Consider the following 26,641-nt stretch of genomic DNA (forward strand, 5'->3'; position numbering starts at 1 on the left):
GCAGCGGTGGACTTCGGGAGTCGGGCCCGAATTCGTGTCGGAGTTGCGCGGTAGAAATGCCGTGCAGCCGACCGGGTTTGTGTCGGTTCTTATCTTGATCGGGCGAGAGGGCGGCGAACTTCAGTGGCAGTTGTGGACGATCGAGGGCATTCCGACTATCAGGGGCCTGCAGAGGCGCCGGGCGAGGATTTCGGTCGCCAACCGCCACAGGACATGGCCGCCGAGCAGTCGGTGCTGGGCGGCATGCTGCTCAGCAAGGACGCCATCGCGGATGTGCTCGAAGTCCTGCGTCCGGGCGACTTCTATCGTCCCGCACACCAGATGGTCTACGACGCCATCCTCGATCTGTACGGCCGTGGTGATCCCGCCGATCCCGTGACCGTGTCCGCTGAACTCGACCGCCGCGGCGAGCTGCGCCGGATCGGCGGTCCGCCCTACTTGGTCACCCTGACTCAGACGGTCCCCACCGCCGCGAACGCGTCCTTCTACGCAGAGATCGTCGTCGAGAAGGCGATTCTTCGTCGCCTCGTCGAGGCCGGGACACGCATCGTGCAGTTCGGCTACGCCGGGGCCGACGGCCAAGACGTTGCGGAAGTCGTCGACCGCGCCCAGGCCGAGGTGTACGAGGTCACCGAACGCCGCACAGCCGAGGACTTCATTCAGCTCGAAGAACTGCTGCAACCGACGATGGACGAGATCGACTCCATTGCGAGCCGTGGCGGTATGTCCAACGGTGTCCCAACGGGTTTCACCGAATTGGACGAGGTGACGAATGGTTTGCACCCGGGTCAGATGATCATCGTGGCGGCCAGGCCTGGTGTGGGCAAATCCACCTTGGGAATGGATTTTATGCGCTCCTGCTCCATTAAACATGGAATGGCGAGCGTCATGTTCTCCCTCGAAATGAGCCGCACCGAGATCGTGATGCGACTCCTTTCTGCCGAAGCCAAGATCAAGCTGGGTGACATGCGGTCGGGAAAGATGACCGACGACGACTGGACGCGGCTCGCGCGACGGATGAGTGAAATCTCCGAAGCGCCTCTCTTCGTCGACGATTCGCCCAACCTGACCATGATGGAAATTCGTGCCAAGGCTCGCCGGCTCAAGCAGCGGCACGATCTCAAGCTCATCGTCATCGACTACCTGCAGCTGATGTCGTCGGGCAAGAAGGTCGAGTCACGTCAGCAGGAGGTGTCGGACTTCTCGCGTCAGCTCAAGCTGCTCGCCAAGGAGCTCATGGTTCCCGTGGTCGCGATCTGCCAGCTGAACCGTGGACCCGAGCAACGTACGGACAAGAAGCCAATGGTCTCGGACCTTCGCGAGTCGGGCTCGCTCGAGCAGGACGCCGACATGGTGATCCTCCTCTACCGCCCCGACGCCACCGAGCGCGACGATCCGCGCGGCGGCGAGGCCGACCTGATCCTGGGCAAGCACCGTAACGGTCCGACCGCGACAATCACTGTGGCACACCAGCTTCACCTGTCGAGGTTCGTGGACATGGCGCGGGGGTAAGAACATAGTCGGGTGCAGTTCACCGCGCTGACCGCGGTCAAGTGCACTTGATTCACCTACCGCCGTTCGTGGCGTGCCTTCGCAACGCTGTATGCGGAGACGAGCAAATCTCGGACATCCGCTTCGGTGTCGGGCCCGGGATTGACGACACAGACCCATCCGGCTGCCCCGTAAGTGGGGTGGACGGCAAGCACGTCATCTGCTGAAGCGTCTGCGAGGGAACGCGATTGGTCTTTCGATGCGGCAATGTTCACGCGGAAGGCGCCGGGTCGGTCGAGGTGGGACCGATCGTCGGCGGGGTAGTTCTTGGTGATGATCGTGGCGAACGGTTGCGTTCTGCTGGGCAACGTGTGGTCCGGTGAGTAGTAGAAGAACAGATCGCCCCATGCGAGCTCCGGCGAACCGTCGCCCTCGCTCGGCCGCTGTGTCAGCGTCCCGTCCAGCTTCTCGACCAGGGCGACGATGTCATCGACAGTCATGGGTCCCAGTATCCACCGGCTGGGAGGCTCCCGTAGAGGAGAAAGGGAGCCTCCCGCGAAATCAGTTGGGGCAGTTGACGGTGTAGCTCCACTCGGTGTCCGACGGTCCCGTGACTCGAACGAGTACGGACGATTCGACTCCCGGCGGCACGTTGACCACGGCGGATCCGGTGCCTTCGTTCAGGTTGTCCCCGACGTAGCCCGAGTTGTACAGCGGTGCGCCCTGGTAGAACACCTCGATCTGATCGGGAACGTACTCGGTTTCATACGCCAGAACGAACGACGTCGGACCGGTTCGACCCAGATTGTGAAGTGTATCGGTGACACCTTCGCCGCCGGCCTGTGTGGATTCGTTGCATTGCTGCGTCGGCGTCCCGCCACCACTGCTGCCGCCTCCGAGGTAGTCCTCGACTATGCCGATTCCGCCCTGCACGATCCCGATCGGGTCGATGGCAGCGCTGCCGCTCTGGATGGTGCCGATCGGATCGTCGATCAGGCCACTTCCCGTCGAACTTCCGAGGGTGGGCTGCGCCGAAGCGAGTGCCGGTGCCATGCACGCGAAGGCCAGGCTTATCGTGCCGACCGCCGCAACCCTGCGAAACTTACTCTTGCTCAATGTTTTTCCTCCACCGGTGACGTCGAAGTCCGACATCGCGATGGTTTCATCCGGACGAAGCGGGCAATATCCTCCGTTCGACGGACGCGACACTCACCCCGCCGGTTCGGACGTCGTCGTGACGACCGACGCCGGCGGCGGTCCCTCGGGCGGGCCCATGATCCCGCGTACGAGGAAGGTCGCGGCGACGGCGATCAGCGCCACGACGATGACGACGAGCATGACCACCAGGATGGTGCGCGGTCCGCCGAAGAGGTTGTTCGAGCTCATGTGTCGATCATGCCTCAGTTCACGCCCTTGATCGTCTTCATCGAGATCAGCGACGTGACCCGTCCCACGGCCGGCAACCCACTGAGCTTCTCGACGAGGAAGCGCTCGTAGGACGGGAGATCCCGCACCGCGACCCTGATGAAGTAGTCGGGGTTGCCGAACAGTCGGTGACACTCGATCACCTCCTCGAAGCCGGCGATGCGCGATTCGAACTTCTCGATCGTCTTCTGGTCGTTGACGATGATCTCGGCGGTCACGATCACCTGGAATCCTCGACCGAGCGCCTTGTCGCTGAGCACGGCCCGGTATCCGGTGATGACGCCGTCCGCCTCGAGCTTCTTCACGCGGCGCAGGCACGGCGACGGCGTCAGACCGACCAGATCCGCCAGCTCGGTGTTGGTCAGACTGGAGTCCTGCTGCAGGTGGTGCAGAATTGCGTCGTCGAGATAGTCCATTGAAATATTATTGCTCAAAACGGTATGTAGGGACAGATCGAGCAATCCATCACCGCCCGATCCGCTATATGTTGTTCGACATGACCGATCGCGAATCCGCCCTCCGCATGTCCGTGCCCGTCGGCATCGGTCTCTTCCCGCTCGGTATAGCGCTGGGAATCCTCGTCGTGCAGAGCGGTCTGAACCCGTTGTGGGCGTTGGGGTTCACCGCATTCATCTATGCCGGCTCGCTCGAGTTCGTCGCCGTCGGACTGGTTGCCGCGATGACCCCGCTTCCTTACATCGCGCTGACTGCCCTGCTCGTCAATTTCCGGCACGTGTTCTATGCGCTGAGCTTTCCGCTCGACAGGGTCGATGGACGCATCGCCCGCTTCTACAGCGTGTTCGCCCTCACGGACGAGGCCTACGCCATGTCCGTCACTGCAGATCGACGGGTGCTCACGGGCCGCGTGATGGTGTGGACCCAGCTGTGTCTCCACGGTTACTGGGTCACCGGTGCCGTGGTCGGTGCCATTGCAGGACAGTGGATACCGGCCCACCTCGTCGGTCTGGAGTTCGGGCTCACCGCACTGTTCGTGGTCTTGACCATCGACGCGATCAAGGCTCAGCGCGGCTGGGCGGTACCCACCGCTGCCGTGGCATGCGGGTTGGTCGCCCGGATGGTCTCGCCGGATCACATGCTGCCGATTGCCATGGGGGCGTTCGTGATTCTGCTCGCTGCCCGGTACGCGTCAACGAACCGGAAGGAACTCGTCCATGCCTGACACCATCTACATCGCGTCGGCCATCGCGATCATGGCGGCAACCACCTTCGCTCTTCGCGCCGTTCCGTTCGCGCTGTTGCGCCCGCTGCGGTCGTCTGCGCTCGTGGCGTACCTGGGTGTGTACCTACCGGCCGGCATCATGGCGATCCTGGTCCTCTACTCGCTGCGCGACGTGAGCATCGCCGCACCGGCGCACGGAATTCCCGAGGTGCTTGCCGTCGCAGCGACAGTCGGCGTGCACCTGTGGAAGAAGAATGCCGTGCTGTCGATCATCGGCGGAACGGTGCTCTACGTGGCGCTCGTCAACTACGTCTTCTGAGCGGTAAGCAACAGATACTGCCACTTCATGATTCCGCCGGTCATGAAGCGCCGGGCCAGGTCGGTGAGGTCTCGATAGAGGGCTTCGGCCCGGTCGGGCTGGTCCGCGAGCCGTGCGAACACCGCAATCGTGGGTCCGTAGTTGGCTGTGAAGTAGTCGACGAAATGTTGGGGTGTCTCGAACGCGTCGACGGCCAGTGATTCTCGGGTGACGTCGACCCCGGTGACTCGGTCACCGAGCAGGTCGCGAACATGAGCCTCGTTGCCCCACAACGGCGGAGGCCCCGCACCGGGCGGCGGCGGCGGAGCGTAGGGCCTCATCGTCGCGAACATCTGACCGATGAATCCGGTCGGGGTCCAGCTCAGTAGGCCGATCGTTCCGCCCGGCCGGCAGACGCGCACCAACTCGTCGGCACTGTCGTGATGGTGGGGTGCGAACATGACCCCCACACAGGACATCACGACGTCGAACATGTTGTCGTCGTACGGAAGTGCCTCGGCGTCGCCTTCCTGCCACACGAGGTGGACGCCTCGCTGCGCCGCCCGAGCGCGACCGTGGACGAAGAGTTCCGGTGTCAGGTCGCTCGCGATCACGTCTGCGCCGACTGCGGCAGCCTCGATGGCGGCATTCCCCGATCCTGCCGCCACATCGAGCACCTTCTGGCCCGCTCGGACACCGCACGCCGACGTCAACACCGCGCCGAGTTCGGGGATCACCTCCGTGGCGACGGCGTTGTAGTCACCGAGATTCCACATCGCACGATGTGCTCTCTTCAGGTCGCTGTACGACGGACTGGTCACTTGCGTCATGGCCGAACTCCTCTGGTGGAAAACGAATGGAACTCCACCGTCGCCGGTCCGGCGCCGACCGTCACGGGTAGTCCACTACGCGACCGTGTCGGACACGGGGTGATACTCGAAGGATGTTGCTCGACGAACTGACCGCAGCTCTACCGTCGGACCTGGTCGTCTCGGATCCGGACGTGGTCGCGACCTACCTGCACGACGAGGCCGAGTGGGCGGCGTACGACGCGCCGCTGGCGGTGGTGCGTCCCCGCACCGCGGACGACGTCGCCGCGGTGGTTGCCTTCTGCGCGCGTCACGCCGTTCCTGTGGTGCCGCGCGGAGCCGGAACGGGGTTGTCGGGCGGCGCCAACTCGGTGCGCGGCTGTGTGATCGTGTCGATGGAGGCCATGTCGTCCATCGTCGAGATCGACGAGCTCGAACGTCTTGCGGTCGTCCAGCCGGGAGTGGTCAACGACGATCTTCGAGCCGCCTGCGCCGAGCGTGGACTCTGGTATCCACCGGATCCTGCCAGCTCGCCCTGGTCGACTATCGGGGGCAACGTGGCGACGAATGCGGGCGGACTTTGCTGCGTCAAGTACGGAGTGACCCGCGATTACGTGCTGGCCCTTCAGGTGGTGACGGGAACGGGCGACACGGTCCGCCTCGGTCGCAGAACTGCGAAAGGCGTTGCGGGCTACGACCTTGCGGGTCTGATGGTCGGATCCGAGGGCACCCTGGGCATCGTCACCGAGATCACCGTGAAGCTGCGGCCCATGCGAGATCCGGAACGGACGGTGGCCGGATACTTCGATTCGATCGTCGACGCGGGCCGCGCCGTCGAAGCCGTGGCCGCCGCGGGACTGACACCGTCGGCACTCGAGTTGGTCGACCGGCAGTGCCTGCTCGCGGTGGACGCGTGGAAGAACATGGGCTTGGCCGTCGACGCCAATGTGGTTCTGCTCGGTCGGGTCGACACGCCGGGCGAGGTCGGCGACGCCGAGGCCGAGAAGATGCGGGCGTGTTTCGCCGAAGCGGGCGCCACCTGGAGCGTGCACTCGACCGATCAGGACGAGGCCGACGCGCTGTTCGCCGCGCGACGGTTGGCCTACCCGGCCGTGGAACGACTGGGCCCGGTGCTCACCGAGGACGTGTGCGTGCCCAAACGTGCTGTGCCGGAGATGCTGTCGCGCATCGAGCAGATCGCCGAGCGACACGACACAGTCATCGCGAACATCGCACACGCGGGCGACGGCAATCTCCACCCCCTGCTGATCACGCCGCGGGGGGACGACGCAGCACGCGCGCGGGCACAGGCGGCGTTTGCCGACATCATCGACTCGGCGCTCGAGCTGGGTGGGACCGTGACCGGTGAGCACGGGATCGGATTGCTCAAGATGGACGGATTGGCGGCCGAGCTCGACCCCGTCGTGATGGCCATGCACCGGAGCATCAAGGACGCCTTGGACCCGCACGGCATCATGAACCCGGGAAAAGTCATCCCGTTGCTGGCATAGTTCGCCAGAGCAGCGAAAGACCGACCGGGGGGTAGCACGTGAAGTTCCGCAAGCATGCAACGGTGGTGGCTGCGGTGGCAGCCCTGGCCATGGGGTCCGGCGTTGCCTCGGCAGACCCGATCGGCGATTTCGTGAGCCCGCCGCGAGATGCCGCGTCCTACGAACCCACCCCGCTGGGTGATCCGTTCTTCGACGCGCCCGCCGGCTTCGAGAGTGCCGCTCCAGGAACGGTGTTCACTACACGCAGCGTGGCGGTTCCGAAACTCTCCCAGCCTGTGACGGCTACCCAGTACCTGTTCCGATCGACGGATTCCAAGGACCGTCCGATCGTCGCCGCCACCACGCTGCTGGTGCCGACGGCGCCCTGGGGCGCGGGCCCCCGTCCCGTCGTGTCGTTCAATCCGGCGACGGATTCACTGGGCAACGCGTGCGCTCCCTCGTACACGCTGCCTCGAGGCACCAACGCCGAGGTCGACTCGGTGAACAACTTCCTCGACCGCAACTACGCCGTCGTCGTCACCGACTATCAGGGGCCCAGGCAGGCGTACTCGGCGGGCCGCGTCGAAGGCCACACCGTGCTCGACGGACTGCGTGCGGTGGTGAACGACCAGGCGACCGGACTGTCGCCGGCGTCGCCGGTCGGTATCACCGGCTATTCGGGAGGCGCCATCGCGTCGGGATGGGCGGCGCAGCTCGCACCGTCGTACGCGCCCGAGCTGAACATCGCCGGTGTGGCGTTCGGTGGCCCCCCGACCGACTATTCGATCCTGCGGCAGTCACTGAACGGGCACATCGGCGCGGGCCTGTACATGGCGGCGACGTTCGGACTTGCGCGTGAGTACCCGGAACTCAACGCGTTCGTCAACGACAACGGTCGGCGTCTGTCCCTGATCTACCGCGATCAGTGTTCCGATTTCCTCAGCTACAGCGGCATTTTCATGATCGATCAGGCTGCGCTGCAGAACGATCCCGCTGCGTTCTTCGACCCCGTCGTGCAGAAAGTCGTGAACGAAAATCGCATGGGCGCCCTCGAGCCAGACGCCCCCGTGTACATCTACCAGGGCATTCAGGACTTCCTCATACCGAAGGAAGGCGCGGAGAACCTGTACCGGGACTGGTGCGGACAGGGCGCCGTCGTGCATCTCGAGGAGATTCCGGGCGAGCACACTATCGCCGAGGACACCGGCTCGCCGGGCGCATTCGATTGGCTCGCACAGCGTCTGGGCGGCGCGCCGACGCCGACCGAGTGCACCCTCACCGTGAAGTGATCACCATCGGTCGACGTGCAGCACCGTCTCGATCGGGTCGCGCGGAGCAACCTTGAACGTCTCGCCGGTGAAGTAGGCCGTCGGAATCAGTGCGCCCTGGTGGAAGGTGGCCGGGATGCCCAGGATGTCGGCGACTTCTGCCTCACGCTGGAGATGCAGTGTTGTCCAAGCAGTTCCGAGGCCACGAGCTCGCGCCGCCAGTGCATAACTCCACACCGCGGGAAGCAACGAGCCCCACAGGCCCGCCTGGTTCCCCGCCGGAAGGGTCTCGCCGGCCTCGATGCACGGAATCAGGAGAACGGGCACGTCGCCCATGTGCTCTCCGAGCCACTCCGCGCTGGTGCCGACCCGCTTCTGGATCGACGAACGCGCCGGATCGTCGGCGAACAGCGCACCGGCGCCGTGCTTCGAGGTCAGGTATCTGGCGGCGACGTCACCGTAGATGGCGCCGATCGCGGCCCGGACGTCGGGATCGGTGACGACGATCCACTGCCACCCCTGTCGGTTCGAGCCCGACGGCGCCTGCAGCGCGATCTCGAGGCATTCCTTGATCAGCTCCATCGGGACCGGGCGAGTCAGGTCCAGACGCTTGCGAACAGTGCGCGTGGTGGTCAGAAGCTCGTCGAGAGTCAAGTCCAAAGTCATACCTCGATCATGCACCATTCGTGCTGTAATGGCTTCATGCACATCAACCCTTACGGCACGTATGCCGTTCAGCTGGGTGTCGATCTGGTCAATCGTCCGCCGCAGACGGCCGACGAGCTCGGTACGCGCTGCGCTGCAGCGGGTTTGGTGGTCGACTGGGACTCGACAGACAACGATCTGGTGGCCACCCGCGAATTCCTCGCCGACTGGGTCGGTGTCGTCGACGCATCGACGGACAGCGAACGTGCCGACCGACTCAACGTCCTGCTCGCCGCCGCCACGGCCTACCCGCGACTGACGAACCATGCCGACGACGGATGGCACATGCACTATCGCGATCCGGGAATCTCGTTGGCGGGCGTCATCCGAGCGCTGGTCGGGGTGGGAACGGCCCTGCATCTGACCGGGCGCGGCATGAGCCGACTCGGGCGGTGCGCCGCGCAGAACTGCGAGAACGTCTTCGCGGACGTGTCCAGAACCGGCCGTCAACGGTACTGCGGCACCGCCTGCTCGAATCGCGATGCGGTGCGCAGGCACCGAGCGCGCGCCGTGTGACCCGTTACGGTGAGCGGAGGCGGCAGGGGGTCGCCGACGAACGACGGAGGGGTTCATCGTGTCGCAGAACGTCAGGGGAACAACGGTCCTCATCACCGGGGCGAGCGCCGGTCTGGGCGTGGAATTCGCCCGCCGCTACGCCCGACGGGGTGCGAACCTGGTGCTGGTGGCACGTCGCCGTGACCGGCTCGATGCCCTCGCCGACGAACTGAGACAGGCGAATTCGGTCACCGTCACCGTGGCGCAGAAGGACCTTGCCGAACCGGGTGCGGGGTCGGCCCTGTACCGCGAACTGACGGAGCAGGGTATCCGCGTGGACTCGCTGATCAACAACGCCGGGTTCGGCACCTACGGCCAGTTCGCGGGCGAGGAGCTCGACCGGATCCTGTCCGAGATCCAACTCAACATCGCGACGCTCGTGGAGCTGTCGCACGTCTTCCTGCCGGACCTGATCCGCGGCCGCGGGATGCTCGTGAACATCGCCAGCACCGCGGCGTTCCAGCCCACTCCCGGCATGGCGGTGTACGGCGCTACCAAGGCATTCGTTCTGAACTTCACCGAAGCGCTGTGGGCCGAAGCGCAGGGCAGCGGACTCACCGTGCTCACGGTGTGTCCCGGGCCGACGGAGACCGAGTTCTTCCAGGTCGTCGGTAGCGAGGAGGCGGGCGTGGGTCGCATGCAGACAGCGGAACAGGTGGTGGACACGGCGTTCGCCGCACTCGACAAGCGTTTCGCGCCGCCCACCGTCGTCTCCGGCCTGTCGAACTGGATCTCCGCGAACAGCACCCGCCTCGCGACGCGTCGTCTGGGCGTCGTGATCACCGGGCGTCTGCTCGGCAATGTGCGGTTGAGGCCTCGGCCCTAGCGCACCTGCGCGACCACGAAGATCCGACGGAACGGGAAGAAGGTCGTGCCGTCGGATCGACGGGGGTACGCGTCGGCCAGCAGTGGGGCGAGTTCGCTCCGGAACGTCAGCCAATCCTGATCGGACAGTGACGCTTTCACGGGTCGGAGCGCCGTGCCGGTCGTCCACTCGAGCACGGGGTCGTCACCGGTCAACACCTGCACGTAGGTGGTCTCCCAGGCGTCGACGACGGTTCCTGCCTCGCCGAGCATGTCGGCATACCGCTCGGGTGAGTCGACGGTTCCGTCGGCCCGCAGCGTCACGTCGCGCAAGGACTTCGACCACGCCTTCGATTCGGCGAGGTCACGGATGATCGCGTGTGACGGTGCGTCGAAGTTGCCGGGTACCTGGACCGCGATCCAGGCGCCCGCGCCGAGCTGATTCGGCCACCGTCGCAACAGGTCTCGATGTTCCGGCACCCACTGCAACGTCGCGTTCGAGACGACCACGTCGGTGTCGGGCGCGGGTGTCCACTCCCGGATGTCGAGCACCGTCGCGTCGAGGCCCAACTTCTGCGCGGCGGCCACCATGTCGGGCGAGCTGTCCGACGCCTCCACTACCGCGTCCGGCCAGCGCTCTTTCAGGGCGACCGTCAGGTTGCCCGGCCCGCATCCGAGATCGACCACACGGCGCGGACTTTCGGCTCGTACACGGGAAAGGAGCTCGTAGAACGGGCGACCGCGATGGTCGGAGAAATCGAGGTATTTGTTCGGATCCCATCTCATGGATTTAACCGTACGCCCGTACTGTGAGCATTGTCCAGAGGTCAGCTCGTCCGGGTCGCGCGCATTATCGCGTCGTGAATCGTGATGATGTTTCCGTCGGGGTCCGGCGCTTGGCGCGACGGGGTGTCGGTGACGATCGACCACTCGTTCGGATCGAGTACCGACGCTATCTCCTCGGCCGTCAGGAACATGTCGGGGAGGTCGGGACGCTGCATGTGGGTATGCACATCCGACCGTGCGTGACCGACGATCAGCAGCGTTCCGCCGGGGCGGACCGCAGCAGCCAGTCGTCGGTGCAATGACTGCGCGACTTCGCGCGGAAGGTGCATGAACTGCGCGGAGATCAAATCGAACCGTCGCGGCGCCGGATCCCACTCGACTGCGTCGGCCTGTTCCCAGACGACACCGTCGACACCGGCGAGGCGTGCGTGGTCGGCGGCGCGTTCGAGACCGACCGTGGAGACGTCGACTCCGGTGACCGACCAGCCCCGCTTGGCCAGCCACATCGCGTCGGCGCCCTCGCCGCATCCGACGTCCAAAGCGGTACCGTGTGTGAGGTCCGAAACGTGTTCGACCAGGCGGACATTGGGGTTTCCGCTCCAGATCGAGCCGCCACTGTAGCGGTCGTCCCAGAACTCGGCCGTGAAGTGGTTGGAGTAGTCCACCGGGCGCGGGTGCCGGGCCGCCTCGACGGCGACACGTGTGTCCTCGGCGGTGAGATCCATGTTGGCGGCCGCGCCGGCCATCACGCCGGCTGCGGCGGAGACGACCACCGTCGCGGACAGCTCGGTGACGTTGCCTGCCACCCAGACCCCGGGTACGTCGGTGAGGCCGAGAAAGTCGGATTCGATCTGCTCACCCATGCCCATCGGGTGCGGGACCGGTTGCAGCCCCAAGCCCGACAGCACGCCCGATCGAGCGTGACCGTTGGGCGCCACCACCAGGGCCTGGCAGGTGTGAACGTCGGATCCTATTGTCACGGCGGCTTTCTCGACACTGTCGATGGTGCCGCGGACGATCCGGATGCCTCGGGCGTCGAGCTGTTCCGACTCGTCGGCCGACGGTTCGGGCGCGGTGTGCAGGAACAGGGTGATGTCGGCAGACCACTGGCGGAACATCAGTGCTTGATGGACGGCGAACGCGCTGCTGCCGATCACGCCGATAGCCTCGTCTCGAACTTCCCAACCGTGGCAGTACGGGCAGTGAATGACGCTGCGACCCCAGCCGTCTCGGAGGCCCGGAATGTCGGGGAGCTCGTCGACCGAGCCGGTGGTCACGACGAGGCGGCGCGCAGCCAAGGTGGTTCCGTCGCTCAGATCCACCTCGAAACCTGTGTCGGTGCGCCGTGCCGTGATCGCCTCTCCGTGGACGATTCGGCCGCCGTAGAACTCGACTTCGGCGTGACCGATGGAGACGAGTTCGGTGGGGGAGATTCCGTCGCGGGTGAGGAAGCCGTGTACTCCTTCCGCGGGGGCGTTACGGGGTTGTCCCGCGTCGATCATGGTCACGGAACGGCGGGCGCGAGCAAGCGTGAGTGCCGCGGACGAACCGGCTGCACCGCCGCCGATGACGGCAACGTCGATTGTTTCTGAGGTCATGCGACTACTGTGCCGCCCAGCCGCTCATATCTGCAAGCCCCGTTGCCGATATGGCAAACTACTGGCATGACCTCAGATCTCGACGGCGTTCTCGACGCCGTAGGACCGCGCTTGCGCGCGCTCCGTACGCAACGCGAGACCACGCTGTCCGACGTGGCCGGTGCCACCGGCATCTCGGTGAGCACGCTCTCTCGGCTCGAGTCGGGACAGCGCAAACCCACACTCGAATTGCTGTTGCCGCTGGCACGCACGTACGGCGTCCAGATCGACGAGCTGGTCGGAGCGCCGCCCACCGGTGATCCTCGCGTCCACCTGAAACCGGTCACCCACCACGGCATGACGATGATCCCGCTGACCCGTCGTCCCGGTGGGCTGCAGGCCTACAAGATGATCATCCCCGGCAACATCCGTCGCGAGCCCGACCCACAGACGCACGAGGGGTACGAGTGGCTCTACGTGTTGAACGGGAAGCTGCGTCTGATCCTGGGCGACCAGGACATGATCCTGAGCTCAGGAGAGGCAGTCGAATTCGATACCCGTGTGCCACACTGGTTTTCGGCGGCCGGGGACGACGCTGTCGAACTGCTCAGTCTGTTCGGTCGTCAAGGGGAGCGGGCTCACCTGCGAGCGAAGTCTCCCGACGCGAAGTCTCCCGACGTGAAGTCCGCAGTGTGATGTCCGCGTAGGACATCAGTTCGCGCCACCGGTCGGACTCCGCGGCAACGGCGGGGACCAGGTAGCGATCCGCTGCCACGAGCGGCCCCATCGCGAGGCCGGTCAGGTCGGCGATGTCGGCGACGGGTACCTGATACGTCCGATAGGGGCCGAGCGGAGGGATGTCGTCCGGCGCCACCTCTTTGGGGATGTCGTCCAGGCTCGGAGTCTGGTCGAGAACGTATCCCGACGTCGCGAGCTCGTCTCCCTCCGCCCACGCGGCGATCTTGAAGAAGCGGCGGGGAACTGCGAAGCCGCGGTACACCGGATCGTCGGCCGCGAAGATGCATCCGGTGAACACGCTGATCTTCTGCTCGTACTCGCTCGCGTACGCGATCACGAAGTCCTCGAGCCCCAACCACAGATCCATCGACTGGTTGAACACCGACGTCTGCGGGGCACACACGGTGTAGTGGAACGTGTCCGTGTTGGCCTGTTCTGCAACGGACGTCTCGCCCCATACGGGATCGCGACGACGAACGAGGTGGCCGCGGTCGATGTCGTTGTCCGCGTACAACTCTTCGCCGGCCTGTTGATCCTCGGGCAACCGCGGATCCAGTTGCCAGTCGTCCTCGCGTTCGACCTCTTTCAACTGTGATCCGTCGATGTTGACCCCGGTCACCGCCGCCAGCCTGCGGTCGGTGTTCATCGACACCGTGAAGTGCGTGTACGGCAGATCGACCAGTCCCTCACCGACGGGAATGTCGACACCGTCGGTGAGGGCGAGGAAAGTCGGTTCGTATCCCATGAGGCCAGTATTGCGGCTTCGCCACTCGGGTGCGAAAAAGAGTGCTGCAACACTCTTTTTCACACCCGGGTGCGCAGCGCCTAGACGATGCGCGTCTCGGGGCTCACCGTCTTGGCCGGGTCACGCTCGATCGAGCCGTCCAGCGCCTCGTCGATCGCGGCGAGAACGTCCGGGGTCAAGGTCACCTCGGCCGCCTTCACGTTCTCGGCAATCTGCTCCGGCCGCGACGCTCCGACGAGAGCAGCGGCGACGTTGTCGTTGGCGAGAACCCACGCAACGGCCAACTGCGCCATGGTGATCGACAGATCGTCGGCGATCGGCTTCAGCTTCTGCACACGGGTGAGTGTCTCGTCGTTCAGGTAACGCTTGATCATGTTGTCGCCACCCTTGGTGTCCGTGGCGCGCGATCCCTCGGGAACAGGCTGTCCCGGTTGGTATTTCCCGGTAAGAACACCCTGTGCGATGGGCGACCACACGACCTGAGAGATGCCGAGCTCCTTGGACGCGGGGACGACGTCGGATTCGATCACTCGCCAGAGCGCCGAGTACTGAGGCTGATTCGACACCAGCGAGAAGCCGTCGGCCCTGGCCAGCTCCTGTCCGCGCCGAAGTTGGTCCGCCGTCCACTCGGACACACCGATGTAGAGCGCCTTACCCTGTCGTACTACGTCGCCGAACGCCGAAATGGTCTCTTCCAGCGGGGTTTCGACGTCGTAACGATGCGCCTGGTACAGATCCACGTAGTCCATCCCGAGGCGGTCGAGCGAGTTGTCGATGCCCTCGAAGATGTGCTTGCGTGAAAGACCCGTGTCGTTCGGACCCTTGCGTCCCACGGGGAAGTACACCTTGGTGAAGATTTCGAGCGACTCACGCGGTTCTCCGGCGAGCGCCGCGCCCAACACGGTCTCGGCCGCTCCGTTGGCGTAGACGTCAGCCGTGTCGAACGTGGTGATTCCGGCGTCCAGTGCGGCCCGAACGCACTGGGTGGCCACGTCGTTCTCCACCTGTGAACCGTGTGTGAGCCAGTTGCCGTACGTGATCTCCGAGACCTTGAGACCGCTGTTGCCGAGGTATCTGTATGCCATGTCCGCGACGGTACGCCCGCCTCAGTTGGCGCTGTTGTAGGCCTCTTCGACCTCGCCCGGGATCCGGCCGCGCTCGGAGACGGTGAAGCCGTTCTGGTTGGCCCAGTCTCTGATGGCCTTGGTCTGGAGTCGGTCGCGCGCCGGGCCGGACTTCTTGGCTGCACTCGGGGCGACCGTCTTCTTCGACTTTCCGCCCACGCGAGTGGCGTGCTCCGACCAGTATCCGAGTTGCTTTCGAAATTCTTTCGCATTCTTTGTGCCGAGATCGATTTCGTATTCGACCCCGTCGACGGCGAATTCTATTGTCTCACCGCGACCCGTCTTGATGGGTGAGCCGTCGATATCGTCGACCAGTTCGACGTAAACCTGCTTCGCCATCACAATTTCCCTCTGCAGTCGTGGTCTTTGTCCGATTGACACCGTAGTCGTAATCCGTGCCGACAGGGAGGCGAGTGAGGGAATATTCGACGCTCGACGGTGGTTGCCGGTAGCAACTGTATTTGTCTCGAAAGGACGCCCCCACCGTGGTTGTACCTCTGTCGATCCTCGACCTGGCATCCGTCCCCGACGGTTCCACCATTCGCAGCACCTTCGACGCGAGCGTTCAGTTGGCCCAACTCGCGGAAAAACGCGGCTACCGTCGCATCTGGTACGCCGAGCACCACAACATGGCCTCCATTGCCTCGTCCGCCACGTCCGTCCTGATCGCGCACGTCGCAGCCAACACCGACTCCATTCGCCTCGGATCCGGTGGCGTCATGCTGCCCAACCATTCACCGTTGACGATTGCCGAGCAGTTCGGAACCCTCGCGACTTTGCACCCCGGACGGATCGACCTCGGTCTCGGTCGAGCTCCCGGCAGTGATCAGGTGACGATGCGTGCATTGCGCCGCGATCCGGGCTCGTCGGATTCCTTCCCCCAAGACGTTCTCGAACTGCAGGGTTACCTGACCGGTAATTCGCGGGTGTCCGGGGTGAATGCCGTGCCGGGTCAGGGCACCGATGTTCCCCTGTACATTCTGGGGTCGTCACTCTTCGGTGCGCAGCTCGCTGCTCACCTCGGATTGCCCTACGCGAACGCGTCCCATTTCTCACCCGATTCGCTCGAGCAGGCAGTGTCGGTCTACCGCGATACCTTCCGCCCATCCGCGCAATTGGAGCAGCCGTACGTCATTGCCGGCGTCAATGCGATCGTGGCCGACACGTCCGCCGAAGCGCACGAGCTGCGCGAAGCGTCCGCCCGCCGCCGTGTGGTGCAGATGGTGGGCCGAGGCCGCACCTTCAGCGCCGAGGAGATCGAGATGATCATGGATTCACCTGCAGCTCAGCAGATCCTGCAGATGATGAAGTTCACCGCGGTGGGCACGGCCGGTGAGGCGAAGGACTACCTCGACTCCTTCGCAACGCGTTTCGGCGCCGACGAACTGATCGTCGCGTCGCACATCGACGACCGGCAGAAGTGGCTACGTTCCTACGACTTGCTCGCCGACGCCATGCTGCCCGTTCCTGCCTGATTTCAAACCCTCCCCTTTCTGCGGTGATCACGGTCGTATTGTCCGAATTTCGCTGAAAGAACGGCAATTTCGCCGTGATCCCCGCCGGAAGGGTTAGCGTCCAACAATGGACGTTTTCAGAACCAAGTCGGTCGAGGCGATCAGAGCCGACGCCGAGGGCGAGACCGGAGACGGACTGCGCAAGCAGTTGCGACTGCGCGATCTCGTGGGCTTCGGAGTCGGCATCGTGATCGGGACCGGCATCTTCACTCTCACCGGGGTGCAGGCGAAGGAGAACGCCGGCCCGGCGGTGGTTCTGTCGTTCGCCATCGCCGGTGTGGTGAGTTTGCTCGCCGCGCTCTGCTACGCAGAGTTGGCGTCCGCGGTCCCGACCGCCGGCAGCGCGTACACCTACGCCTACGCGACACTCGGCGAAATGTTCGCGTGGATCATCGGCTGGGATCTCATTCTCGAGTTCGCCCTCGGTGCCGCCGTGGTCGCGCGAAGCTGGTCCGGTTACCTGGCGGACCTGTTCGGGTTACCGCCCCGGTTGTTCACCGAGGAGGCGCCGGTCAACATCGGCGCGGTTCTCATCGTGGTGGTGCTCGGCGTGATCGCGGCCGTGGGCGTGAAGGAATCCGCCCGCGTCACCAATTTCCTGGTTCTCGTGAAGGTCGCCATTTCGGTCTTCATCATCATCGCCGGATTCTTCTTCATCAAGAAGTCCAACGTCGTCCCCTTCATCGCGGAGTCGACGCCGAAGGAAGCGGGTGGATCGTCCCTCGACCAGCCGCTGCTGCAGGTCGTTGCGGGTGTCACTCCGGCGGCGTTCGGCCTCGCCGGCGTCATCACGGCCGCAGCTGTGGTGTTCTTCGCGTACACGGGCTTCGAGGCGGTCGCGAATCTGAGCGAAGAATCGAAGCGTCCGGCGAGAGATCTTCCCCGAGCACTGATCGGCACCCTGATCCTGTGCACCATCCTCTACATGCTGGTCGCGTTCGTGGTGACAGGCATGGTCAAGTACTCCGACCTCGACGAAAGCGCGCCCATCGCAAAGGCATTCGATTCGGTCGGAGCGAGCTGGGCCGGAGTGCTGGTGTCCATCGCAGCAGTTGCGGGTCTGACGTCGGTCATCCTGGTCGAACTGGTCACCATGGGCCGCATCGGTTTTGCGATGGGACGTGACGGTCTGCTGCCCAAGTCCGTCGCCAAGGTGTCGCCGCGCTTCGGAACGCCCGTGCGATTGACGATCGGCATCGTGATCCTGGTGTCCGTCCTCGGCGCCATCGTTCCGCTCGCCGAGCTGGCCGAGATGGTCAGTATCGGCGCGCTGTTCGCATTTCTACTGGTCTCGATCGCGGTCCCGGTGCTCCGCCGCACGAAGCCGGAACTGAAGCGGCCGTTCCGGGTACCGCTGTCCCCGCTGATCCCGATCCTGTCGGGACTCGCGTGCATCTACCTGATGGTGAACCTGGTCGTCGAGACGTGGATCCGCTTCGTCGTCTGGCTGGCGCTGGGCATGATCATCTACTTCGGGTACGGGCGCCGGAACGCACGGTTGGCGGCGAAGCTGGTGACGGAGAGCTAGCTGGGCGCCTGCTCACCCGGCGCCTGTTCACCCGATGCCACAGCCGGATCCATCCACATGACCTCCCAGACGTGGTTGTCCGGGTCCAGGAACGAACGGCCGTACATGAACCCGTGATCCTGCGGGTCCATCCAAGCCGATCCGCCCGAGTTCAGCGCCTTGTCGCACAGGGTGTCGACGTCGTCCTTGCTGTCGGCGGAGAGTGCGAACAACGCTTCGCGGGACGTGCTGGTGTCGGCAATCTCGTCCCGGATGAAGTCCTTGAATCGCGCCTCCTCCAGCAGCATCACGGTAGCGAGGTCACTGACGACCAACGACGCGGTGTGCTCGTCGCTGAACGTCTCGTTGAACTCGAATCCGAGTCCGGAGAAGAAGGCCCGGCTGACGGTGACGTCCTTGACGGGCAGATTGACGAAAATCATGCGGGACATGGTGTGCTCCTCGGGCTCACGCGAAAGGTTGTCGAAAGTGCAGACACGCGGATCCAGGAAAACTCATCGCGCCTTGTACACCTGCGGCAGACCGAACTTCTCGAACAGGTCCAGATCGAAGAAGCACGCGACGTGCGCCACCCGACCGGCGACGATCTCGAGCACATGAAGTTGGAATGGGCGATGGACACCGTCCTCGCCCAGCATGTACAGCCCGAACGCCGGCGCACCGTTGGCACTGGTCGCGATCATCCGCATGCTTTCGCTGCCGGTTGCCGGGCACTTTGTGGAGATGAGCTGGCCGATGTCGGCCGGGCCTCGGTACCACCCCTCGAAGGGCGGCATTTCCCAGACGGCCTCGGCTGCGAAAAGCTTGATGATGCCGTCGACGTCGTAGTTCTCGAACCCTTCGACGTAGCGACGCAACAACTCTCGTGTCTCTTCCGACTCGGGCTCGTCGACGGAGTCCTCGGTGGGCATGATCAGGTCGATCTGCGCACGGGCGCGTTGAAGCAGGCTGTTGATGGCGGTGGTCGACGTGCCCATCAGCTCGGCGACCTCCGCAGCCTTCCACTGCAACACCTCGCGCAGAACCAGCACGGCCCGCTGCCGGGCCGACAGGTGCTGCAATGCGGCCACGAAGGCCAGGCGAATGGATTCGCGACCCGCAACCACCGTCGCCGGATCGTTCTTCTCCACCACGTCGGCATCGGGAAGTGGTTCGAGCCAGGCGATCTCGTGTCGTTCGACGAGCTCGTCGGAAGGACTGGACGAGGGGTTGCCCAACCCCGACGGCAACGGTCGACGCTTCCGCCCTTCGAGCGACGTCAGGCAGGTGTTGGTGGCGATGCGGTACAACCAGGTCCGCAGCGAGGAATCGCCCTTGAAGTTTCCGTATCCACGCCAGGCGCGGACCAGTGTGTCCTGAACCAGGTCCTCGGCGTCGTGAATGGAGCCGGTCATGCGGTAACAATGGGCCAACAGCTCCCGGCGGTACGGCTCGGCGACATCCATGAAGTCGCCGGAGAGTTCCTGCGTGGCAGTCATGAATGCAGAGAATAGTCCCAACGGCGGCGAAAAGACCGGTGACTTTTCGTCTTCACCTCGGTCGAACCACCATGACCACAACTGCACGTCGTATCGGCCTGGTTCTGCAGATCCTCGTAGTCGCATTTCTGCTGTTCGACGCCGTGACCCACATTCTGAACATTCAAGTAGTCAGGGACGCGTCGGCGGACCTCGGCTTGCGCGACGACATGGCCCCGATCACCGGTGTCGTCATGGCGATCATCCTGGTGATTTACGTCGTCCCGGCAACGTCGATCCTGGGCGCAATTCTCCTCACCGGGTACCTCGGTGGCGCGGTGCTGACGAACTGGCGCGTCGAGAAGCCATTGGTGAGCACCGTCTTCTTCGCAATCTACGTCGGTGTTGCGGCGTGGGGTGCGTTGTACCTGCGCGACGAGCGGGTCCGCAGCATCATCCCGCTGCGGCGGGAAGCCCGGAGGCCGGTCGGGACACGGACCGGAACCGTCTGAGCCGCAGGCTGTTGGTCACCACGAACACCGACGACAACGCCATCGCCGCTCCCGCGAACATCGGATTCAGCAGGCCCGCCGCGGCGACGGGGATGGCAGCCACGTTGTAGGCGAACGCCCAGAACAGGTTGGTCTCGATGGTGCGTAACGTGCTGCGCGACAATCGGACTGCGTCGACAGCTCCTCTGAGGTCGCCTCGTACCAGCGTCAGGTCGCTTGCCTCGATGGCGACGTCGGTGCCGGTGCCCATGGACAGGCCGAGGTCCGCGGTGGCAAGAGCAGCGGCGTCGTTCACGCCGTCGCCGACCATGGCCACCACATGTCCCTGCCTCTGCAGTTCGGTGACCGCGTCGACTTTCTGGTGCGGCAGCACTCCGGCGATGACCTCGTCGATCCCGACCTCGGCGGCGATGGCGCGAGCGGCGCGTTCGTTGTCGCCGGTCAGCATCACGGGGGTGAGGCCGAGCGCGCGGAGCTCGGAAACAGCTCGAGCCGATGTCGGCTTGACCGTGTCCGAAACGACGACGACGCCCCTGATCTCGTCGTCCCACCCGACGACCACCGCCGTCCGGCCGGCACTCTCGGCCTCGTCGAGCGCCCGCTGCGCACCGACGGGGAGGACGCCGCCGTGCAGCTGCGGCCGGCCGACGACCACTCGATGGCCGTCGACCGTCCCCCGCACGCCGAGGCCGGGGACGTTCTCGAACTGTTCGACGGGGGCGGGATCGTCGGTGACGATAGCGCGCGCGACCGGGTGTTCGGACCCGTTCTCGACAGCCGAGGCGAAGCGACGGACATCGGTGGCGGTGGCACCACCCTCGGGCACCACGTCGACCAGGGTCATGACACCGGTGGTGATGGTGCCCGTCTTGTCCAACACGATGGTGTCGATCGTGCGCGTGCTTTCCAGTACTTCGGGTCCCTTGATCAGTACGCCCAGCTGAGCGCCGCGACCGGTGCCCACCATCAGGGCGGTGGGCGTCGCGAGGCCGAGAGCGCAGGGGCAGGCGATGATGAGCACCGAGACGGCTGCGGTGAACGCCGCCGTCCAGGAACCGGTGGCGAGCAGCCAGCCCACCAGCGTCAGGGCGGCGAGGCCGATGACCACGGGGACGAACACTCCCGAGATTCGATCGGCGAGCCGCTGGGCCTGCGCTTTGCCGTTCTGCGCGTCCTCGACCAGCCGTGCCATTCGCGCCAGCTGGGTATCCGATCCGACGCGGGTTACCGTCACGACCAGCCGCCCGCCGACGTTCACCGTCGCCCCGACGACGGCGTCACCGGGAGCGACCTCGACCGGCACCGATTCCCCGGTCAGAAGTGAGACGTCGAGTGCTGAGGTGCCGTCGGCCACGACACCGTCGGTTGCCACCTTCTCCCCCGGTCGAACGACGAAGGTGTCCCCCACGACCAGCGTGTCGACGGGTACGAGCTGCTCGCGACCGTCCCGCAGCACCGACACGTCCTTGGCGCCCATGTCGAGCAGTGCTCGAAGTGCCGCGCCCGCCCGACGCTTGGACCGCGCTTCCAGGTAGCGACCCGCGATGATGAAGGTGGTGACCCCGGCCGCGGCTTCGAGGTAGATGTTTCCGGAACCGTCGGACCGGGAGACGGTGAACTCGAACGCGTGCCGCATTCCCTGCATGCCGGCCGTGCCGAAGAACAGGGCGTACAGCGACCACCCGAAGGCAGCGAGGGTTCCGACGGAGACGAGTGTGTCCATTGTCGCAGCGCCGTGACGCAGATTCGTCCATGCGGCGACGTGGAACGGCCATCCCGCCCACACCACGACGGGCGCGGCCAAGGTGAGGGACAGCCATTGCCAGTTGTCGAACTGCAGCGCCGGAATCATCGCCATGAGCACGACGGGGACACTGAGGACCGTCGAGATCAGCAGTCGTCGACGAAGCAGGTCGGTCGGGTCCGGCTCGACCGGCTGCGGCAGTGCCGCGCTGTACCCGGCCTTCTCGACGGCGGCGATCAGCACCTCGGTCGACGCGGTGCCGGGGTGAATGCTCGCCTTCTCCGTCGCGTAGTTGACGGTGGCGCTGACGCCGTCGATCTTGTTGAGTCGCTTCTCGATTCGGTTGGCGCACGACGCGCAGGTCATGCCGCTGATGGCGAGCTCGACTCGCTCTCCTGCCGGGGCGCTCACGAGCGGGAAGGCCGGAGGCCGGCCGGATTCGGTGGGCCGGCCAGCTCGTACCCGGCCTCGTCGACCGCGTCGACGAGGTCCTGCGTCGCAATCGGCTCGTCGGAGGTGACCACGACGTGACCCGAAGTCAGATCGACCTCGACCGCAGTAACGCCGGGTATGTTCTCGATCTCTTCGGTCACGGCGGAGACGCAGTGTGCACACGTCATACCGACGACGGTGATGTCCTCTGTGATCATGAGGTCGATGATACCCCCCTAGGGTATATACGGCTACCGGCCAACACGCCCCGTACCCCTGCCCGACGCCATATGTACACACGACATGGTTACGCTGGTGAAGCAGAACAGGGGGCGTACAAACCTTGCGCCCTTGCGGTCGGCAAACCGGAAGCGAGACGCCGATGGAGCTTCGTACGGCCGAACATCCCCGTCCGGATCACTTCCTTCTCCACATCAGCGACACGCATCTGGTCGGTGGCGGACGGGAACTGCACGGCGCCGTCGACAGCGAAGCTCGGCTACGGCAGATATTCGCCGAGCTCGAGGCATCGCACGCTCGACCGGACGCGTTGATCTTCACCGGAGACCTCACCGACAAGGGTGAGCGCGACGCCTACGCCTCGCTGCGAGCCATCGTCGAACCCGTCGCCGAATCGCTCGGGGCCGCCGTCATCTGGGCCATGGGCAATCACGACGACCGGTCGGCATTCCGCACTCTGCTCCTCGACGAGTCCGCGTCGACCGCTCCCATCCACCGCACGTACGACCTGGACGGACTGCGGGTGGTCACCATCGACACGACAGTTCCCGGCAAGCACTACGGCGAGATCACCGACGACCAGCTCGGCTGGCTCGCGAACGAGCTGGCCACTCCGGCTCCCCACGGCAGCATCCTGGCGCTGCATCACCCACCGGTCCCGTGTGTGCAGGATCTGGCGGTGCTGGTCGAGTTGCGCGACCAGAACCGCCTGGCCGACGTCGTCCGCGGCAGCGACGTCCGGTCCATTCTTGCTGGGCACCTGCACTATTCGACGACGGCGACGTTCGCCGGCGTCCCGGTGTCCGTTGCGTCGGCTACCTGCTACACCCAGGACCTCAACGTCCCGGTCGGCGCGCAGCGTGGGCGCGACGCGGCCCAGGCCTACAACCTGGTGCACGTGTATCAGGACACGGTGGTGCACTCGGTCGTTCCCATCAGCGGCGGCGACACCGTCGGTGAATACGTTTCGGCGGACGAAACGGCGCGGCGACTGGCCGACGCCGGGGTGCGGATACCGGACAAGCACGAGGCGTTCAGCCGGGCGTAGGGCTGGTCAACCGGTCAGAAACCCGGGTGCCCCTCAGTCGGAACGGGTGTCGCACTCCCACGGCGCCGGAATCGGGAAGTACCGATCCAGGAAGTCCGTGACCGCACTGGCCCGCTCGTCCGCATCGATTTCGGGGAAGCTGCCGTCGTTGAGGCAGAAGAAGTCCATGGACCGCTTCATCAACAGGCGATCCATCTCCCGCAGCCCCTGCCGCATCGTGGTGTCGATGTACTTGACCGACGCCGCGGTCTGCACCACGGCGCGTCCACTGAGCAACGCGTAGTAGTGGTACAGCGAATTCGTCACGGAGATATTGGAACTCGCGCGGAAGGTGCTCGCGGCAGTGGCGGCGAACTCGTCGGGGAACTCCTTCTCCAACTCGTACATGACACTGCGGCGCAACGGGACCGGAGCGTGTTCGAGGTGCCGGGTGGTGACGCGGCCGAAGCGTTGCATCAACAGTCGACGGTTGACGCGAGCCGCGTTCTCGAATCCGCTGCGCTTCTCGTCGTTGGTGCCCAACCCGATTCGTGTTCCGGCTTCGACGAACATCGTGACGCCACCGGGTGAGAAGAATATCTGCGGGCCGACGGGACGACCGAAGAACATGTCGTCGTTGGAGTAGAGGAAGTGTTCCGCCAGACCTTCGATGTGGTGCAGCTGGCACTCGACGGCCTGAGAGTTGTAGGTGGGCAACGCATCCTGGTTCTCGAAGAACTCCTCGCTGCGCACGAACGTCACATCGGGGTGCTCGGCGAGCCAGTTCGGGCGAGGGGAGTCCGTGACGACGAAGATGCGGCGGATCCACGGCGCGTACAGGTGAACCGACCGCAGCGCGTACTTGAGTTCGTCGATCTGCCGGAAGCGTGCCTCGTGGTCGTCGCCTTCTCCGACGACGAACTGCCGCAGATGTTCTGCGCGTTCGGCCTGCCATTCGAGGTCGGTTCCGTCGACCCAGGAGAAGACGATGTCGACGTCGAAATCGATGTCCGACGCGTGGTCGGCGAACATGTTCTCGATGGTCGGCCACTGACGGCCCCACCGCTCGACGGTTCCGCGGATCGCTTCGTCGGGCCGCACCGTGCGACGGGTGAGCGAGTTCTCGATGGGAAGCACGATCTCGTCGTCGGTGAACAGCCACAGCTCCACCTGGACACCGGTGCCCGCTCCGTAGGTGAGACCGGACGGCACGTGCACTCGGGGGCGGAACAACCGGAAGATGCGGGCCTGTGACGTGGAGGACAACTGACCGTCGGCGACGAGCAGGGTCGGCGCCTTCTTCGCGTCGACAGGCTTGGAGTAGAACGGCTCGTTCGCGAAGGCGGAGACCAGCGCGGCGCGCAGCTCCCGCCGGACCGACCAGTCGACGGCGATGACGGGCCGCTCGTCGTTTCCTCGCACGAGCAGGTAGCGGATGCCGGCGGCGTCGAGCACGTCGCGAATGAACAGCAGGTCCTCGACCATGGCCTCGAACGGGGTGGTCTCGGTGATGGAGAGGGCGAACCGGTCCCTGCTCCGGACGATGTCGGCGCGTTCGAACAAACGGGCGCGTGACGCAGCCGAGGCACGTTGGACGTCCTCGTGATCATCGCTCTCGGGTGATCCGAAGTAGACGTCGGGCGGGGCAGTGAACTGAGTGATGACGGTCCTTCCTTCTTCTCGTGCGTCCTCCTATTCTATTCGGCTGCGGGAGGCGCGGTGACCGCGTCGCCGCGGAGACGACCCAGGGCATTCTGGACATGTTGCAGGTGGCGGCTCATCGCCTCGGACGCGTCGTCGCCCGACCCGTCGACGATGGCGTCGACGATCGAGCGATGTTCGATGTCGGACCGCTCCCGCCGGTCGGGAAGCACGTTGACCATTTCCGACTGTCCGGCCAGGGCATCGCGGATCTGGGCGATGACCGCGGCGAAGACGTCGTTGCCACTGGCCTGTGCGATCAACAGGTGGAACTCGGCGTCCAAGCGCACCCAGGTCTTGGGATCGGGCTCGGCCAGCATGGTGTCGAACAGCTGCCGCAGGGCGTCGGCCTGCTCGGGAGTGCGGCGGACCGCGGCGAGAGCGGCGGCGGGAACCTCGATGTGAGGTCGCGCTTCGCGCAGCGCGTCCACGGTGTACGCCCCGAAGGTGGGGTTCGCGGCCACCTCCGATGCGACGACGAACGTCCCCTTACCCGTGTGGGTCTCCGTCAAGCCGAGGGTGGTGGTCGAGCGCAGCGCTTCGCGCACGACGGACCGGCTCACGCCGAACTTGGTAGCGAGCGCAGCCTCGGACGGCAACCTCTCGCCGACGACCAGTTCGCCGCCCTCGATCGCGGCTCTGAGGTCGGACAGCACCGCTTCGGCGGCGCCGACGCGGACGGTGGAGGGCTGCTTGCGTGCCCAGCTGTCTGACAGGCTCATGGCGTCACTGTGATGCATCGGTGCGTCGGCGGCAAGTTCTAGACTTCTCCGTGTGGCGTTCCCCGACTCTCGTGCCGACGATTCACCCGGTGCGATGGTTGCCAGTGGGCTGCGTGAGAAGATCCTGGCTCGCGAACTCGTCCCCGGTGAGCGACTGATCGAAGAGTCGATCGCCAAGAGATTCGGCGTGTCGCGCGTGCCCGTGCGGGAGGCTCTCGCGCAGCTCGAGAGCGAAGGATTCGTCACCATCGTTCGCTACCGGGGGGCGACGGTCTCGGAGTCGCTCGCCAAGGACAGTCACGAGCTGTTGCAGGTGCGGCGCGGGCTCGAGGTGCTGGCTGCTCAACTCGCCGCCGAGAACCGAGGCGGAGACGCCGCGGACGAGCTCTCTGCCATCGCGCGGGGTCAAGCAACCGACTCTCCCTTCCACGACCTCGTGGCAGTAGCGTCCGGAAACGGCCACCTGCGCGAGATGGTGGCGTCCATCAATCGCCGCCTGTCCTGGGGGTTCGGCCAGAATCCGGAGGCGTCTTTCGACGACCACGCCGTGCTGGCCCGCGCGATCCTGGGTGGAGCGCAGGTGCAAGCGGCGTTCTTGATGGCAGAGCATCTGAGTCGCGACGAACAGTACTTTGCCGACAAATGGGATACGGATTAGCTATCTGACAGACAAGGTTGTATACAAAACAGTGTGATGTGCGGTCTTCGTAACGTGAACGACACCGGTAATAACGGGTGCGTTACATTGATTGTATACAAATTGGGACAG

General features: G+C 65.0%; 30 protein-coding genes. 13 read left to right on the forward strand and 17 right to left on the reverse strand.

Going from position 1 to position 26,641, the window contains the following annotated elements; translation table 11 throughout:
* Positions 1–123 precede the first annotated feature (123 nt).
* A complete protein-coding gene (dnaB, locus tag IEW02_RS01155) occupies positions 124–1,512 on the forward strand; it encodes a replicative DNA helicase (protein ID WP_188542882.1) in 1,389 nt (462 codons plus the stop codon).
* A gap of 56 nt (positions 1,513–1,568) precedes the next feature.
* On the opposite strand, the gene IEW02_RS01160 is transcribed toward dnaB, so the two are convergent.
* The 4 genes from IEW02_RS01160 to IEW02_RS01175 all read right to left on the reverse strand — a co-directional run bounded on the left by IEW02_RS01160 (position 1,569) and on the right by IEW02_RS01175 (position 3,332).
* Positions 1,569–1,991: a DUF6194 family protein gene (locus IEW02_RS01160; RefSeq protein ID WP_188542883.1), complete on the reverse strand. Its 423-nt coding sequence runs from the start codon at positions 1,989–1,991 to the stop codon at positions 1,569–1,571.
* Between the two features lie 61 nt (positions 1,992–2,052).
* Complete coding sequence (locus IEW02_RS01165; protein WP_188542884.1) at positions 2,053–2,643, reverse strand: hypothetical protein; 591 nt, start codon at positions 2,641–2,643, stop codon at positions 2,053–2,055.
* 57 nt (positions 2,644–2,700) lie between these two features.
* Positions 2,701–2,877 carry a hypothetical protein gene (locus IEW02_RS01170; RefSeq protein WP_188542885.1) on the reverse strand — a complete coding sequence of 59 codons (177 nt, stop codon included), beginning with the start codon at positions 2,875–2,877 and terminating at the stop codon, positions 2,701–2,703.
* Positions 2,878–2,891: 14 nt separating this feature from the next.
* Positions 2,892–3,332, reverse strand: a complete 441-nt coding sequence (locus IEW02_RS01175; protein ID WP_188542886.1) for an Lrp/AsnC family transcriptional regulator — start codon at positions 3,330–3,332, stop codon at positions 2,892–2,894.
* An 80-nt stretch (positions 3,333–3,412) separates the two neighbouring features.
* Here IEW02_RS01175 and IEW02_RS01180 point away from each other — a divergent pair, with 80 nt between their 5' ends.
* The gene (locus IEW02_RS01180) at positions 3,413–4,096 is read left to right on the forward strand and encodes an AzlC family ABC transporter permease (RefSeq protein WP_229745719.1); all 684 of its coding nucleotides are present in this window, start codon (positions 3,413–3,415) and stop codon (positions 4,094–4,096) included.
* Positions 4,089–4,415 carry a branched-chain amino acid transporter permease gene (locus tag IEW02_RS01185; RefSeq protein WP_188542888.1) on the forward strand — a complete coding sequence of 109 codons (327 nt, stop codon included), beginning with the start codon at positions 4,089–4,091 and terminating at the stop codon, positions 4,413–4,415. The genes IEW02_RS01180 and IEW02_RS01185 overlap by 8 nt, the downstream gene beginning before the upstream one ends.
* Here the strand turns inward: IEW02_RS01185 and IEW02_RS01190 are convergent.
* A complete protein-coding gene (locus tag IEW02_RS01190; RefSeq protein ID WP_188542889.1) occupies positions 4,403–5,224 on the reverse strand; it encodes a class I SAM-dependent methyltransferase in 822 nt (273 codons plus the stop codon). The genes IEW02_RS01185 and IEW02_RS01190 overlap by 13 nt on opposite strands.
* A 113-nt stretch (positions 5,225–5,337) precedes the next feature.
* Here IEW02_RS01190 and IEW02_RS01195 point away from each other — a divergent pair, with 113 nt between their 5' ends.
* Entirely contained in the window at positions 5,338–6,714 is a 1,377-nt protein-coding gene (locus IEW02_RS01195) for an FAD-binding oxidoreductase (RefSeq protein WP_188542890.1), read from the forward strand.
* 38 nt (positions 6,715–6,752) lie between these two features.
* Entirely contained in the window at positions 6,753–7,982 is a 1,230-nt protein-coding gene (locus tag IEW02_RS01200; RefSeq protein ID WP_229745720.1) for a lipase family protein, read from the forward strand.
* Here IEW02_RS01200 and IEW02_RS01205 read toward each other — a convergent pair whose 3' ends face one another.
* Entirely contained in the window at positions 7,983–8,627 is a 645-nt protein-coding gene (locus IEW02_RS01205; protein ID WP_188542891.1) for a nitroreductase family protein, read from the reverse strand.
* 36 nt (positions 8,628–8,663) lie between these two features.
* Between IEW02_RS01205 and IEW02_RS01210 the strand changes: the two genes are divergently transcribed.
* Entirely contained in the window at positions 8,664–9,182 is a 519-nt protein-coding gene (locus tag IEW02_RS01210; protein ID WP_188542892.1) for a CGNR zinc finger domain-containing protein, read from the forward strand.
* Positions 9,183–9,240: 58 nt separating this feature from the next.
* Complete coding sequence (locus tag IEW02_RS01215; RefSeq protein WP_188542893.1) at positions 9,241–10,047, forward strand: SDR family NAD(P)-dependent oxidoreductase; 807 nt, start codon at positions 9,241–9,243, stop codon at positions 10,045–10,047.
* On the opposite strand, the gene IEW02_RS01220 is transcribed toward IEW02_RS01215, so the two are convergent.
* Entirely contained in the window at positions 10,044–10,811 is a 768-nt protein-coding gene (locus IEW02_RS01220; protein WP_188542894.1) for a trans-aconitate 2-methyltransferase, read from the reverse strand. The two genes, IEW02_RS01215 and IEW02_RS01220, sit on opposite strands and share 4 nt — an antisense overlap.
* Before the next feature lie 41 nt (positions 10,812–10,852).
* On the reverse strand, positions 10,853–12,409 hold the full coding sequence (locus IEW02_RS01225) for a bifunctional NAD(P)/FAD-dependent oxidoreductase/class I SAM-dependent methyltransferase (RefSeq protein WP_188542895.1): 1,557 nt from the start codon (positions 12,407–12,409) through the stop codon (positions 10,853–10,855).
* A gap of 66 nt (positions 12,410–12,475) precedes the next feature.
* On the opposite strand from IEW02_RS01225, the gene IEW02_RS01230 reads away from it, so the two are divergent.
* Positions 12,476–13,084, forward strand: coding sequence for a helix-turn-helix domain-containing protein (locus IEW02_RS01230; protein ID WP_188542896.1), 609 nt, complete (start codon positions 12,476–12,478; stop codon positions 13,082–13,084).
* On the opposite strand, the gene IEW02_RS01235 is transcribed toward IEW02_RS01230, so the two are convergent.
* The 3 genes from IEW02_RS01235 to IEW02_RS01245 all read right to left on the reverse strand — a co-directional run bounded on the left by IEW02_RS01235 (position 12,996) and on the right by IEW02_RS01245 (position 15,334).
* Positions 12,996–13,871, reverse strand: a complete 876-nt coding sequence (locus tag IEW02_RS01235) for a DNA/RNA non-specific endonuclease (RefSeq protein WP_188542897.1) — start codon at positions 13,869–13,871, stop codon at positions 12,996–12,998. The two genes, IEW02_RS01230 and IEW02_RS01235, sit on opposite strands and share 89 nt — an antisense overlap.
* Positions 13,872–13,951: 80 nt before the next feature.
* Positions 13,952–14,956 (reverse strand): aldo/keto reductase family protein, encoded by a 1,005-nt coding sequence (locus IEW02_RS01240; RefSeq protein WP_188542898.1) that lies wholly within the window; start codon positions 14,954–14,956, stop codon positions 13,952–13,954.
* A gap of 21 nt (positions 14,957–14,977) precedes the next feature.
* The gene (locus IEW02_RS01245) at positions 14,978–15,334 is read right to left on the reverse strand and encodes a histone-like nucleoid-structuring protein Lsr2 (protein WP_188542899.1); all 357 of its coding nucleotides are present in this window, start codon (positions 15,332–15,334) and stop codon (positions 14,978–14,980) included.
* A gap of 146 nt (positions 15,335–15,480) precedes the next feature.
* On the opposite strand from IEW02_RS01245, the gene IEW02_RS01250 reads away from it, so the two are divergent.
* Both IEW02_RS01250 and IEW02_RS01255 read left to right on the forward strand, forming a co-directional pair.
* Positions 15,481–16,470 carry an LLM class flavin-dependent oxidoreductase gene (locus IEW02_RS01250; protein ID WP_188542900.1) on the forward strand — a complete coding sequence of 330 codons (990 nt, stop codon included), beginning with the start codon at positions 15,481–15,483 and terminating at the stop codon, positions 16,468–16,470.
* Between the two features lie 106 nt (positions 16,471–16,576).
* Positions 16,577–18,037, forward strand: coding sequence for an amino acid permease (locus IEW02_RS01255; protein WP_188542901.1), 1,461 nt, complete (start codon positions 16,577–16,579; stop codon positions 18,035–18,037).
* Here the strand turns inward: IEW02_RS01255 and IEW02_RS01260 are convergent.
* Together IEW02_RS01260 and IEW02_RS01265 are read right to left on the reverse strand one after the other, a co-directional pair.
* The gene (locus tag IEW02_RS01260; RefSeq protein ID WP_188542902.1) at positions 18,034–18,468 is read right to left on the reverse strand and encodes a VOC family protein; all 435 of its coding nucleotides are present in this window, start codon (positions 18,466–18,468) and stop codon (positions 18,034–18,036) included. The two genes, IEW02_RS01255 and IEW02_RS01260, sit on opposite strands and share 4 nt — an antisense overlap.
* Positions 18,469–18,531: 63 nt before the next feature.
* Entirely contained in the window at positions 18,532–19,515 is a 984-nt protein-coding gene (locus tag IEW02_RS01265; protein ID WP_188542903.1) for a sigma-70 family RNA polymerase sigma factor, read from the reverse strand.
* A 71-nt stretch (positions 19,516–19,586) separates the two neighbouring features.
* Between IEW02_RS01265 and IEW02_RS01270 the strand changes: the two genes are divergently transcribed.
* Entirely contained in the window at positions 19,587–20,006 is a 420-nt protein-coding gene (locus IEW02_RS01270) for a DoxX family protein (RefSeq protein ID WP_188542904.1), read from the forward strand.
* On the opposite strand, the gene IEW02_RS01275 is transcribed toward IEW02_RS01270, so the two are convergent.
* Positions 19,948–22,161 carry a heavy metal translocating P-type ATPase gene (locus IEW02_RS01275; protein ID WP_268236687.1) on the reverse strand — a complete coding sequence of 738 codons (2,214 nt, stop codon included), beginning with the start codon at positions 22,159–22,161 and terminating at the stop codon, positions 19,948–19,950. The two genes, IEW02_RS01270 and IEW02_RS01275, sit on opposite strands and share 59 nt — an antisense overlap.
* Positions 22,158–22,400, reverse strand: a complete 243-nt coding sequence (locus IEW02_RS01280) for a heavy-metal-associated domain-containing protein (protein WP_188542905.1) — start codon at positions 22,398–22,400, stop codon at positions 22,158–22,160. Before IEW02_RS01280 ends, IEW02_RS01275 begins: the two co-directional genes overlap by 4 nt.
* A 164-nt stretch (positions 22,401–22,564) precedes the next feature.
* On the opposite strand from IEW02_RS01280, the gene IEW02_RS01285 reads away from it, so the two are divergent.
* Complete coding sequence (locus IEW02_RS01285) at positions 22,565–23,470, forward strand: phosphodiesterase (protein WP_188542906.1); 906 nt, start codon at positions 22,565–22,567, stop codon at positions 23,468–23,470.
* Positions 23,471–23,503: 33 nt separating this feature from the next.
* Here IEW02_RS01285 and IEW02_RS01290 read toward each other — a convergent pair whose 3' ends face one another.
* Both IEW02_RS01290 and IEW02_RS01295 read right to left on the reverse strand, forming a co-directional pair.
* Positions 23,504–24,934, reverse strand: a complete 1,431-nt coding sequence (locus IEW02_RS01290; protein WP_371829914.1) for a stealth family protein — start codon at positions 24,932–24,934, stop codon at positions 23,504–23,506.
* Positions 24,935–25,146: 212 nt separating this feature from the next.
* Positions 25,147–25,872 (reverse strand): FadR/GntR family transcriptional regulator, encoded by a 726-nt coding sequence (locus IEW02_RS01295; RefSeq protein WP_188542908.1) that lies wholly within the window; start codon positions 25,870–25,872, stop codon positions 25,147–25,149.
* Positions 25,873–25,924: 52 nt separating this feature from the next.
* Between IEW02_RS01295 and IEW02_RS01300 the strand changes: the two genes are divergently transcribed.
* Entirely contained in the window at positions 25,925–26,530 is a 606-nt protein-coding gene (locus IEW02_RS01300) for a GntR family transcriptional regulator (protein ID WP_188542909.1), read from the forward strand.
* The last annotated feature ends 111 nt before the right edge of the window (positions 26,531–26,641 follow it).

It is taken from the genome of Rhodococcoides trifolii (assembly GCF_014635345.1).
GTDB lineage: Bacteria > Actinomycetota > Actinomycetes > Mycobacteriales > Mycobacteriaceae > Rhodococcoides > Rhodococcoides trifolii.